The sequence below is a fragment of the Sulfitobacter sp. SH24 genome (assembly GCF_965641895.1).
GTDB lineage: Bacteria > Pseudomonadota > Alphaproteobacteria > Rhodobacterales > Rhodobacteraceae > Sulfitobacter > Sulfitobacter dubius.
The window spans coordinates 1,560,505-1,572,840 of sequence record NZ_OZ282575.1 but is presented as its reverse complement, the minus strand read 5'-3'; the positions used below and the strand labels follow the sequence as shown (position 1 = coordinate 1,572,840).

Annotated in this window: 8 protein-coding genes; 7 read left to right on the top strand and 1 reads right to left on the bottom strand. The window is 53.5% G+C overall.

Annotated elements, in window-relative coordinates:
* Positions 1–371: 371 nt before the first annotated feature.
* The 7 genes from ACSQ16_RS10280 (at position 372) to ACSQ16_RS10250 (ending at position 10,842) form a co-directional block, all read left to right on the top strand.
* Positions 372–1,901, top strand: a complete 1,530-nt coding sequence (locus ACSQ16_RS10280) for an N-6 DNA methylase (protein WP_435988750.1) — start codon at positions 372–374, stop codon at positions 1,899–1,901.
* On the top strand, positions 1,898–3,235 hold the full coding sequence (locus tag ACSQ16_RS10275) for a restriction endonuclease subunit S (protein WP_435988749.1): 1,338 nt from the start codon (positions 1,898–1,900) through the stop codon (positions 3,233–3,235). The genes ACSQ16_RS10280 and ACSQ16_RS10275 overlap by 4 nt, the downstream gene beginning before the upstream one ends.
* Positions 3,232–4,032 carry a DUF6615 family protein gene (locus tag ACSQ16_RS10270; protein ID WP_435988748.1) on the top strand — a complete coding sequence of 267 codons (801 nt, stop codon included), beginning with the start codon at positions 3,232–3,234 and terminating at the stop codon, positions 4,030–4,032. The genes ACSQ16_RS10275 and ACSQ16_RS10270 overlap by 4 nt, the downstream gene beginning before the upstream one ends.
* A gap of 3 nt (positions 4,033–4,035) precedes the next feature.
* On the top strand, positions 4,036–5,175 hold the full coding sequence (locus tag ACSQ16_RS10265; RefSeq protein WP_435988747.1) for a DUF4268 domain-containing protein: 1,140 nt from the start codon (positions 4,036–4,038) through the stop codon (positions 5,173–5,175).
* The gene (locus tag ACSQ16_RS10260) at positions 5,175–8,318 is read left to right on the top strand and encodes a type I restriction endonuclease subunit R (RefSeq protein WP_435988746.1); all 3,144 of its coding nucleotides are present in this window, start codon (positions 5,175–5,177) and stop codon (positions 8,316–8,318) included. The genes ACSQ16_RS10265 and ACSQ16_RS10260 overlap by 1 nt, the downstream gene beginning before the upstream one ends.
* Positions 8,319–8,531: 213 nt before the next feature.
* Entirely contained in the window at positions 8,532–10,565 is a 2,034-nt protein-coding gene (locus tag ACSQ16_RS10255; RefSeq protein ID WP_435988745.1) for a hypothetical protein, read from the top strand.
* Entirely contained in the window at positions 10,546–10,842 is a 297-nt protein-coding gene (locus ACSQ16_RS10250; protein WP_435988744.1) for a hypothetical protein, read from the top strand. Before ACSQ16_RS10255 ends, ACSQ16_RS10250 begins: the two co-directional genes overlap by 20 nt.
* A gap of 134 nt (positions 10,843–10,976) precedes the next feature.
* Here the strand turns inward: ACSQ16_RS10250 and ACSQ16_RS10245 are convergent, their stop codons facing one another.
* Positions 10,977–12,080 (bottom strand): hypothetical protein, encoded by a 1,104-nt coding sequence (locus tag ACSQ16_RS10245; protein WP_435988743.1) that lies wholly within the window; start codon positions 12,078–12,080, stop codon positions 10,977–10,979.
* Positions 12,081–12,336 lie beyond the last annotated feature (256 nt).

Below are 12,336 nucleotides of genomic sequence, written 5' to 3'. Positions count from 1 at the left end.
AGGGACCATTTCGGATACGCGTAAGACGTTTTATCCGACATGGTGCGTGATAGCGGCCTTCCTGATGATCTACTTAGCTACTCCCTCTTGGTTGGACAGGGTCTGGCTTAATCTGAGCTACTCTTTGCATCTGCTAATCACTGTTTGTATGACGTCTTGGCCTCCAAGCGCTTCCTCACGAGCACTGGGCGAAAATTCAGTCTACAAACCCGCCCATGTTTAGGGTCAGGTTTCCCTTTCAACTCCACTGACAATCCACAGAATAACGCACCTCTTCCGTTGTCAGTCGCAATTTGCCTGCTTAAGATACAACCATAAGATAAGTGACCGCGTTTATTCGGCTTTATCAGGTAATTAACCGCGAGGCCGGTATGACAAAAGAAATTGAAAAGACCCTTTTTGCGGCTGCCGACAAAATGCGCGGCAAAATGGATCCCGGCGAATACAAATACGTCGCCCTTGGCCTGCTGTTCCTGCGCTATGTATCCGCAGCCTTTGATGCCAAGCACAAGGAATTCCTCGCCGACGATCTGGCCGATGCAGACGATCCCGAGGAATACGCCGCCGAGAATGTGTTCTGGGTGCCGGATACCGCCCGTTGGGACCATCTTGCGGCCAATGCCAAAGCGGCTGACATCGGCGTTCAGGTCGATAACGCCATGCGTGAGATCGAGAAGGTCAATGAGACGCTCAAGGACGCGTTGCCCAAGGTTTACGGGCGCGCCGAACTTTCCCGTGATATCGTTGCGGGGCTGATCGAGCTGTTCACCAACGATCTTACCCTATCGGGCAGCGCATCCGACTTCGACCTCATCGGGCGCGTCTATGAATATTTCATCGGTGAATTCGCCTCCAACGAGGGCAAGCGCGGCGGTGAATTCTACACCCCGAAATCCATTGTCTCGACACTGGTTGAAATGCTGGAGCCCACATCGGGTCGCGTCTATGACCCCTGCTGCGGCACCGGCGGGTTCTTTGTTCAGTCGGAAAAGTTCATCCATGCCCATCAGGGCCGCGTCGATGACATCGCCGTCTACGGTCAGGAATCCAACCCGACGACCTATAAGCTTGCCCGCATCAACCTTGCCATGCGCCGCATCTTTGGCAACATTGCGTGGAACCACGAGGGAACGCTGGTGCGCGATGCTTTCCCGGATGAGCGGTTCGAGTTCATCCTTGCCAACCCGCCCTTCAACGTCTCGGATTGGGAGGGTGAGCGCCTGCGCGAGGATAACCGTTGGCAGTTCGGCGCGCCGCCTGTGGGCAATGCCAACTTTGCATGGCTCTCGCATATCTACCACCACCTGTCGGCCAACGGGATCGCGGGTGTGGTGCTGGCCAATGGCTCCATGTCGTCGATGCAATCGGGCGAAGGCGACATTCGCCGCGCGATGATCGAGAATGACGCGGTCGATGCCATGGTCGCCCTGCCGACGCAGTTGTTCTTCGGCACGCAAATTCCAGCCTGCCTGTGGATCTTGGCCAAGGATAAATCCAACGGCCATGCGGCGGGGCGCACCTTGCGCGATCGCCGCGAAGAGGTGCTGTTCATTGATGCGCGCAAGATGGGCGCGCTGGTGCCCGGATCGCGCAAGCAAAAAGAGTTCTCTTCAGAAGAAATCGCCAAGATCGCCGATACCTACCACGGTTGGCGCGGTGAGCTGGGCGAGGATGCCTACACCGACGAAGCAGGTTTTTGCGCCTCTGTCACGGTGGACGACATCGCGAAACACGGGTTTGTCCTGACCCCGGGCCGCTATGTCGGCGCGGGCGCGGTTGAGGATGACGGAGAGGTTTTTGAGGAGAAGTTCACCCGCCTGATGGGCGAATTGCGCGGGCATTTTTCCGAAGGCCGGCGGTTGGAGGCCGAGATCGAGGCGCGGCTGGGGGCTTTGGAATGAATGAGGTCATTGTAGCTGTTGCTGATTGGCCCGTGGTCACTATGGCAGAACTCTGCTCCGGCAATGGCGGTAGCATCCAAACAGGTCCGTTTGGTGCCCAACTTCACGCGTCAGATTATGTCGAAGTCGGGATCCCATGTGTCATGCCGCAGGATATACGGAATGGGCGAATAGAAACTGCCGCGATAGCGCGCATCTCGGATGCAGACCATCAACGACTGCATCGGTTCCAATTACGGCGGGATGACATTGTTTATCCGCGCCGTGGTGATATTTCCAAGCGCGCATTGGTCGGAGAACGCGAAGAAGGCTGGCTTTGCGGCACTGGCTGTCTGCGTATCAGGGCAAATGCCGAAAAAGTCGTCCCTGAATTTTTGGCATACTATCTATCCCACCGTGATGTCTGCGAGTGGCTGGAAACGAATGCTGTTGGCGCGACTATGCCGCACCTGAACACTGGACTGGCCGGTGCTGTGCCTGTTCTGCTTCCACCCCTCCCCGAACAACGCGAGATCGCAGCGATCCTGGGGGCGTTGGATGACAAGATCGAGGTGAACCGCAAGGCGAGTGCGACATTGGAGGAGATGGCGCGGGCGCTGTATCGGTCTTGGTTTGTCGATTTCGACCCCGTCCACGCACGCGCCCAAGGCCGCGCCCCCGCCCACATGCCCCCAGAGACCGCCGCCCTCTTCCCCGACAGTTTCGGTGATAACGGGCTGCCCCTCGGCTGGAGCTTCGGCACATTGGCCGACTTGATTGAATTCAACCCTCGTGAACGGATCACAAAAGGCACGATAGCCCCATTTTTTGACATGAGGGCGCTTCCCACGTCCGGCCTGAATACTAACGCTCCGATACAGCGAGAATTTTCCGCAGGCACAAAATTTCGTGCAATGGATACACTTCTTGCTCGCATCACACCTTGTCTGGAAAATGGTAAGACCGCGATGGTGCCTGAGTTGGGGGATCAGGAGATCGCTTGGGGTTCGACAGAATTTATAGTGATGCGCGCAAGGCCCGATGTGCCAGTGTCCCTTCCATACTGTGTCGCTCGAGATCCCGCATTTAGAGACGAAGCAATAGCAACCATGACAGGGTCGTCCGGAAGGCAGCGTGCCGATGCAATGCGCATTTCAGAAATGCCCATCGCGATCCCAAATCCAGAAGTCATATCCGAGTTCGGAATTGCATCAGTGCCCCAGATTGACCGCATTCACCAGTTCAACAAAGAAATCAAAACCCTCGCCGCCCTGCGTGACGCGCTCCTGCCCCGTCTGATGTCGGGCGAACTGCGCGTGGGCGCGGCCCGCGCACAGATAGAGGACGTCGCGTGATTATTCGTTCGGCGAGCCAACTTGAACGCTACTTACGCCGCGTTGCGTCGTGGGTTTGGGAAGAGCAAAATGATGCTCGGCATCATGGCCTGAAACTTCAAGAGGAAACCATCACTGAGATGTTGCTGCTCCGGTTGGCACAAGAATGCGAACATCTGGGCCTAAACGTCAAGATGTTCAACCGGATTGAAGAAGGAGGAAGCACCAAAACCGGAAAGGTCGGAAACGGCGCCGACTGGGAATGGTTTATAGAAACGAAGCATTGTCAGGTCGGATTTCGTGTTCAGGCAAAGGTTCTGTCGTCTGGTTTGACGCCAGTTCGAGGGGCTCTCTCAGTTGGGAAATATGAGGGGCTTCATGACGACCGACTGCAAACCGACGACCTGATCCGCGATGCTACCAAATCGGGATACAACCCAATTTATGTTTTCTACAACCACTCGTGGGTTTCAGATCGCGCCCTTTTTGGATCTCCGCACCATATATTTACGGTAAGGCCTGGCGATTGGGGCTGCGCTGTAGCAACAGCCCGATTTGTCAAAAATGCCGCTGGGAACAAATTGTCGACGCACATACCTGGGATGCTGCCGTGGCATAGGTTCTTCGGTTGGGATCGTAGTTGCGTCAGCCAACGCGCAATGGCCGAAATGGCTGGCGAACAGGAATTCATAGCCGAGACGCCGAGACCAGAATGGCTCGGCATCATGCGTGAGGGTGAAGTCGCCTTGAACGCATATCTGGTCGAGCATCGTTTGCAGGGTGTAGCCCACTTTGATTTTACTGATTTCCGAGGCTGATTTATGTTCCGCGTTGATTTGACCCAAAACCGCCTATCCCCCCTTGTGCAAAAACGGTTCGCAGACCTTCACTTGCGGGAGCGTGACCACCTGCAGGAATGGCTGGCCAATCAGCCAGATGCTCTGGGTGAGGAACTGCTTATCATCCAGAAGGAGTTCGACGGTTTCGACGAAACCCGCGAGCGGTTGGACCTGTTGGCCCTCGATAAGGACGGCAACCTTGTTGTTATCGAAAACAAGCTGGACGATTCCGGGCGCGACGTGACGTGGCAGGCGTTGAAATACACGGCCTATGTCTCCAGCCTGACGAAGACGCAGATCGTCGACATCTATCAGCAATACCTCGACCGGTTCTGTGGTGGAGGCAATGCCGTGACGCGGTTGTGCGAATTTATGGGCGTTGAGGACCTGGGCGAGATCGTCCTTAACCCCGGCACAGACCAACGGATCGTCTTTATCGCCGCCAACTTCCGGCGCGAAGTGACCGCGACAGTGCTGTGGCTGCTAAGTCGTGGCATCCAGACCCAGTGTTTTAAGGTCACGCCATTTATGCTTGGCGAAGAGTTGATCATCGACATCCAGCAGATCATTCCAACGCCAGAAGCCGCCGACTTCATGATCAGCATGTCCAATAAGGACGGCGAAGAAAAGGCTACTCATGACACGCAGAAGCACCGGCACAAGCTGCGGCTGGCCTTCTGGGAGGAAGCGTTGGAGCAATTGCGGGCTGACAATGTTGCCCTTTACCAGAACATCAGTCCCAGCAAAGATCACTGGCTGAGTGCTGGCTCCGGCGTGCGGTCCTGCCCCTTCAACCTGATATTCTCGCGGGACGAAGCACGTGTTGAGCTCGAGATGCGCCGTGCGGATGTCGAAGAGAACAAGTGGCTTTACGATCGGCTACATTCTGAAAAAGACGCGATCGAGGCTGCCTGTGGTGCCCAACTTGATTGGCGGCGCATGGATGACAAGAAGGCCAGCAAGATCATCTTTGCAAAGCCTTTCGACGGATATGATCGTGCGAACTGGCCGCAGATGATCTCATGGTTATCGACCCATATCCGGAAATTTGAAGCCGCGTTTCGAGAACCCCTCGCACGGTTCAACCCTCAAAACCGTAGCCCGAATGAGGAGAACCTCTGATGGCCTATGCATCCGAAGCGGACCTTGAACTCTGGGCATTGGGGGAACTCCAAGCCCTCGGCTTTACCCATCTCGCGGGCGCCGCGACCGATCCCGACGCCACGCCTGCCTTACGGCAAAGTTATCGTGACACGCTGCTCCTGCCGTGCCTTGAGGATGCCATCCGCCGTCTCAACGAACATCTGCCCGATAGCGCTGTTCAAACCGCCGTCAACGCCATACGCGACACCGTTTTTGCCGGCGATTTGATTTCCGAAAACCGCCGTATCCACGAGGCATTGGTCGGCGGTGTGAAGGTCACATGGTTTGAGAAAGGCGAAGAGCGCAGCGATCTGGCCCGCTTGATCGATTGGGGCAACACACAAAACGATTGGCTCGCCGTAAGTCAGTTCGAGGTTGCAGGCAAAACCCTGCGCCGCCCCGATATCGTGCTATTCCTCAACGGCCTCCCTGTTGTGGTGATTGAGCTAAAAGGCACCGAAAACGGCAGCCTCAAAGGTGCCTTCAACCAAATCGACACCTATAAGGCGCAGATCGCTGACCTGTTCCGCACTAATGCGTTTTCCGTTATTTCCGAGGGGGTGACGGCGCGCTATGGCCCGCTTTCAGCCGACTTCGACCGTTTTATGCGGTGGCGCACCATTGATGGCAACACGGTGATCGAGGATACATCGGCGCTGGCCTTGCAAGTGCTGACACAGGGACTGCTGGCTCCAGCCAATCTGTTGCAAATGATCCGCTGGTTCACCGTTTTTGAGGATGAGGGAAAGGGCCCGATCAAAAAGATCGCAGGCTACCACCAGTTCCACGCCGTGCGCAAAGGCGTAGACGCCGTGTTCTCGGCGCGTGGTCGTGACGGCCGTGGCGGTGTCATGTGGCACACGCAGGGCTCTGGTAAGTCGCTGCTGATGGCGTTTCTTGGCGGACGGTTGATGCGCGATCCGGCGTTAGAAAACCCAACGCTGGTGATCATCACTGACCGTAATGATCTGGACAACCAGCTATTTGCGACCTTCTCGCGTTGTGCGGCACTATTCGGCGAAAAGCCGGAACAGGCCGACGGCATCGACGATCTTAAACGCCTATTGGAGCGCAAGGTGGGAGGCGTGATCTTCGCCACCATCCAGAAATTCCGCCCAGCCAAGGGTCAGGATGATTTCGGCCTGCTTACCGATAGGGATAATGTCATCGTTTTTGCTGATGAGGCGCACCGCTCGCAATATGGGTTTGAGGCCAAGATTGACGCCGAGACCGGCGAGACGCGCTATGGCTTTGCCCACCACTTGCGCGTAGCATTGCCAAACGCCGTGCATGTTGGTTTCACCGGCACACCTGTGTCACTGGTCGGTGCGGATACGCAGGGAGTGTTCGGCGATTACATCGACATATATGACGTGACCCGTGCCGTGGAGGACGGCGCGACCGTGCCGATCTATTACGAAGGCCGTGTTGCAAAGATCACGACCGATCAGGAGATCATGGATCAGATCGATACTGATTTTGACGGCATTGTTGATGATGCTCAGGTCGATGGAGATGGGCTGGACGAACAGTCCGTCGCTGCCCTGAAAAGTCGCTACAGCCGTGTTGAGGCATTGGTCGGGGCTGATAACCGATTAAATACCGTGGTCGCTGACATCTTAAAACACTTTGATGCGCGTCTTGACGCCATGGACGGCGGCAAAGGCATGATTGTTTGCATGTCGCGTCGGATCTGTGCCGAGGTCTATGAGCGTATTGTCCAGGCGCGGCCGGACTGGCATTCGGATGAGGATACAGAAGGTGCGGTCAAAGTAATTATGACCGGGTCAGCACAGGATCCGGCGGCATTCCAGCCCCACATCCGCTCGAAGTCCAGACAAGAGGCACTGCGCAATCGCTATCGCAATTCAGCGGATGAGCTGAAGCTAGTGATCGTGCGTGATATGTGGCTGACTGGCTTTGACGCGCCTTGTATGCATACCCTTTACGTGGACAAGCCCATGAAGGGGCACGGGTTGATGCAAGCCATCGCACGGGTGAACCGCGTTTTCGGAGACAAGCCTTCAGGGCTAGTGGTCGACTACATTGGCCTCGCCGCGGATCTGAAAAAAGCACTGGCGCATTATTCGGCTTCAGATCAACAACGCACCGGCGTTGATAAGCGTGAGGCGGTTGATGCTTTAATGACTGCCCTAGATGTCATGCGCGACATGTTCTATGGCATCGCCTATCTGGACGCTTTGCGAGGAACGCCCAAAGATCGTATCCACATCCTTCCCAAAGCGATCGAACATGCTTTGACGCTGCCTGTTTACGACAAAGACGATAAACAGGTTGATGGCGGTGATCGGAAGCTCAGCAAGAAACGCTACATGAAAGCAGCGACGCGGTTGATCACCGCATTCCGGATCGCATCAGGTAGCCCAGAGGCGGAGGATGCCAAAGAAGAAGTCAGCTTCTTTGCCGCCGTGCAAGCCGCTATCCGGAAGCTCGATGCATCATCTTCATCCGGGCGCGCTGTCGAAAATACAGAATTTGCGATTTCACAGCTGATCAATCAGGCTGTCGGCTCAACCGAAGTCATCGATATTCTCAAAGAATGCGGCGTCGATCGCCCCGATATCGGTGTCCTGGATGAGGCCTTTTTGCTTGGCATTCAAGGAATGGACCAAAAGAACCTTGCGGTCGAAGCTTTGCGCAGGCTGTTGAATGGCGAGATATCCTCTCGGACGCGGACAAACCTTGCGAAGAAAGACGCGTTTTCCCAACAATTAACAGAGGCCATTTCCCGCTACCACAACCGGAGTATCGATGCGCTGCAAGTTATCCAGGAGCTACTCAAGTTGGCACGTGATCTACGTGATGAGCCAGAAGACGGCCTGTCCCAGGAGGAAGCCGCCTTTTATGACGCCCTAGCCCGCAGCGAAAGCGCGATGGCTTTGATGGGTAACGAAGACTTGCGTGTGATTGCAGCCGAACTTGTAAACACCGTCCGCGCCAGCGCCTCTGTGGATTGGTGGCGCAAAGACAATGTCCGAACGAAAATGCGGATCGCCGTAAAGCGTATCCTGAAGAAGCATGGGTTCCCGCCGGATCTGCAGGCCGAAGCGATCAAGCACGTTGTTCAACAGGCCGAGGCAATGGCAAGGGAGATTAGCTAAGGGGGCTTGCGGCCCACTCCTGCCGTTCGTCGCACTTATGTGATGCTGCGGTGCAGCCTGTCAAGGCGGTCATTCATGCATGTTGTAGCACCTTGAAAGGGCTAAACGCCGGTCAGGGGATCTGGCAGGAATACCTTTACTTTACTTGGAATTCCGCTTTTCTTTATCCACTTCACAGTTAACGTTAGCTCCGTATTCAAGGACGGCTTGTTCATGCAAAAAATAGATCTTCACATTCACACCGTGAGCAGCAGCCAAGATCGAGACTTTTTCTTTAGTGAAGAAAAGCTCCAGCAATATATTAAAGAAGCAGGCCTTAACTGTATCGCTATTACAAACCATAACTTGTTTGATAAGAAGCAGTTCGAACACATCAGGGCTACATCAGAGATCGTTGTTTTACCCGGCATCGAGGTTGACGTCGAAAAATGTCACTTACTAGTGATTGCCGATGGAAACGATCTTGTAGAATTTGACGCTAAATGCGCTGAGATACAGTCCATGTGGACCTCTTCCGGCAAGTCATTGTCGTTTGAGGACTTCATTAGAGTTTTGGGCGACCTAAGCCAATATATTTTGATTCCGCATTATGAGAAGAACCCCAAAATTAGCCCAGAGGTGCTTGAAAAATTTGGAGGTCACATAACATCAGGCGAAGTTAGTAACCCAAAGCGGTTCGTTTCATGCGTAGACGACGCGGAAAAGCTTGTGCCACTTTTTTTTAGCGACTGTCGAGTAGACGCTAATCTTGATCCCCTTCCGACACGCCAGACCTACATCGATTGTGACGGTGTTAGCTTTGGAACTCTCCGAGAAGTTTTCCGAGACAAAAGGAAGGTAGCCCTCACTGAAGATGAGGGAAATCGACTGTTTCAGATTTTTTCCGATGGCCAATACTTATCTACCGGCCTCAACGTCATTCTTGGGGACAGGTCATCAGGGAAATCCCACACTCTTCAGAGAATTTGCGACTGGTTCGGGGAGGACAATGTAAAATACATCCGCCAGTTTGATTTGGTTGCTAGAGACGAAGCCGAGGACGAACGGAATTTCAAGGATTTATTAAGCCAAGGCTCCAGTATCTTCACGAAAAATTATTTATCGGACCTCCAAAGGGTTGTGGAGGATATCCTAGAAGTTGATCTCAAATCTGACTTGCAGTCGGTTGAAACTTACGTAACGAGCTTGCTGAAATACGCTCAAGAAACCACCATGCATGATAGTTTCTCTAAGGCCAAGATTTACAGAGAATACCCTTTCACCAACAAGAAACTCAACGGCCTCATCGAGCTAATTGAGTCCACCGATCACCTTTTGAGTAACAAAGAGTATCGCGAAATTATAGACAAACATATCGACGTTTCCGACATTCGCGCTCTCTACATTGAACTTATGACGACTTATTGTCAGCAACATGCAATCAACGCCAAAAGATCGTGGGTCAATGCACTAGTTCAAGACATCAAAACCAAGCTTCAAACTAAGTCGTCTGCTCCGAATGTGCCAGATGTGGATCTTCTAAACGTAGTTCTTAATCAGAAAAAGGTGGCGAGGTTCGAGCAGATCGTAAAGCTTGCTCGCCAACCGAAAACCCCGCTACGTGAAGCTAAGCGAGGTTTTGAGATTGTTGCGAAAGTTAGACCGTTTTCTGGTGCAGGGGAACTCAAGGACGTTTCTCGGTCAAACAAAGGTTTCAGAGCGGCGTTTGCCAAGTATGATACGCCTTATGAATTTCTAGATGAGCTTCGAAAAATCGGTGATCCTATCAAAGCAGCCGCTTATAGCGAATTCCTAGTGAAGGTAGAATACAAGATTTTGAACCGGCATGGCTTTGAGGCTTCTGGTGGGGAGCGCTCTGAATTCTTTCTACTCGAGAAAATTCAAGAGGCAGAGGGAGCGGAAATTCTTCTAATTGACGAGCCTGAATCATCGTTCGACAACCACTTTCTAAAAGCTGACGTAAATGAGCTTATCAAGGCGATGTCGCAAAAGATGCCGGTAGTCATAGTTACTCACAACAATACTGTGGGCGTGTCAATTCGGCCTGACTATCTGATTTGCACGAGAAAAGAAATATCCGGAAGAAATGTGAGTTGGCGAATATATTCAGGGTATCCGACAAGTAAGCAGTTGACCTCAACGGATGGCTTGGCTTTGCCAACTAGAGACGTTCTGCTGGGCAACTTAGAAGCAGGTGTTGAGGCTTATGAACATAGGGGTAAGACATATGAAAATCTTAAAAATTGATAAGGGATGTGGTTATTTCCGCACAGAAGCGGAAGGAACATGGTCGGCGATCGACAAGATTGACAAAAACGACCTCCTAAATTTACTCAACCTTTTCTTGGAGAAGGAGGTGGAAATGGACTCTCCAACTGAACACGATTTGCAGAACGAAGTTCATAAGATTGTTTATTCGAACATCTACGAGAAACTGGATGCTCTCGCAGATAGCAAATCGACGTTCAAGGACGACAGCGAACGCAAATATCTGAGTGAACTGAACAAATATTCCTCAGCGTAGGGCGTAGCGAGATGTCCGCTTTCCGATGGGGAGATTAAGATTTCTGTAACTGCAGCGAATGACCGGAAGCCGCCCATTTTCGTGGGACAACGCGCGACAAAAAACCTGAGATTTCGAATGGCGATGCCTGACTTCTACCGGATGCAGAGCCGGAACGCCGCGTCGAGTGCGGCACGGTCAGCTTCGGTCGGGGCGGTGCGAAGATAAAACATCGCGCCTATCACTGCTGGAAAATCCACCGCGATCAGCGAAGGCCCACCCTTCAGCAGCTCTACGCCTCGCGCATCAAGTTGCAGCTCCGCAAGTGGAAGGCCGTCATTTATTCGTATAGAGACCGCATCGCGACCATATGAGGCCGACTGGCCAGTAGTCTCATTGTCGATCCGCCAGCCAGACTGCGCCTCAGCGATCATCTTGCGTGTCCGCGCATCGACGCCATGCTCCAGATTTACCGACGAGAGCAGGACGTAGGGCACCCGCCCCTTGCAGTAGGCGGTGAGCTGCCCCACGACAGAACGGCCAGAAACATTTTCCGGTAATGCCGACCAAGCGATCACACCCGCCCCGAATGGCTCAAAGGCAAAATCCCGAAAGCGGTCAGGCGTCACGATCTTGAGGGCGGTTAGCTGATCCCGATCCGGCTCCCACATCTCGTGCGGCAGCGCCTCGCTCAATCGCGCGAAAAGGTCGGGCTCCGTCCCCATTGTCATGATATAACCAAGCACCGTGGCCCCGATTAGCTGTGCCGTGCTCTCGGTCATGTAGACGCTGTCCTCCCTGGCAAATGAAGCGCCAGCGGAAGAAAACTGGTGGAAGCCGAGCCGACTTTCCTCCGGCACCGTCCGACGCACGCCGCCCAGAAAGGCGATCGCGCAGGCAGAAAAACATCCACCGCCAGCCGTATCATACCCGGGTTTGCCCGTTGTCGGATCGAGTGGGTGTCGCTGCACCGTGGTATCGAGACCGGCTTCGCGGATAATCTGTCCGAGCCGCAGGCCACCAATAAGGCTTCCGCCATCACTATCGAGCGCCATTACGAAGCGGAATCCGTCGAATGAATCGGTATTGAGGAAAGCTTGGAAAGCATCAGGTGTATCGCCCGCGATGTCTCCTTCGGCTACGATCATGTTGGTGTGGTTCATGTAAACCATCTCGAAGGTCATATCCTTCGCAATGACGGCCTGCGCGAGAAGACAACCAGTCAGCAGAAATGCGGGTCGAAGAAATCTCTGGATCAATCCACTAGCCTTTCCACTTTTATCACTTTTGACGAAACAGAATTCGTGACTTACTCACTGCCGTGCGATTTTCCATGAAGCAACCATAAAAATCAGACACTCAGACGAAGCGCAGCGAACCACCGCTTCCCGCCCTACTTGGAAAAATGATGGGCGAAGGCAATTGGACTATTGCCCAATTAGCACTCGAATTAATTTTGAATAATAATGCCTAGTGAATCCGATGCATCACTTTTTACATCAAGAACTGTCTTTT

Bases quoted from the DNA above. Each gene is read 5' to 3' on its own strand.
- ACSQ16_RS10280 (WP_435988750.1), top strand. From the start codon at position 372: ATGACAAAAGAAATTGAAAAGACCCTTTTTGCGGCTGCCGACAAAATG.
- ACSQ16_RS10275 (WP_435988749.1), top strand. From the start codon at position 1,898: ATGAATGAGGTCATTGTAGCTGTTGCTGATTGGCCCGTGGTCACTATG.
- ACSQ16_RS10250 (WP_435988744.1), top strand. From the start codon at position 10,546: ATGAAAATCTTAAAAATTGATAAGGGATGTGGTTATTTCCGCACAGAA.
- ACSQ16_RS10255 (WP_435988745.1), top strand. From the start codon at position 8,532: ATGCAAAAAATAGATCTTCACATTCACACCGTGAGCAGCAGCCAAGAT.
- ACSQ16_RS10265 (WP_435988747.1), top strand. From the start codon at position 4,036: ATGTTCCGCGTTGATTTGACCCAAAACCGCCTATCCCCCCTTGTGCAA.
- ACSQ16_RS10260 (WP_435988746.1), top strand. From the start codon at position 5,175: ATGGCCTATGCATCCGAAGCGGACCTTGAACTCTGGGCATTGGGGGAA.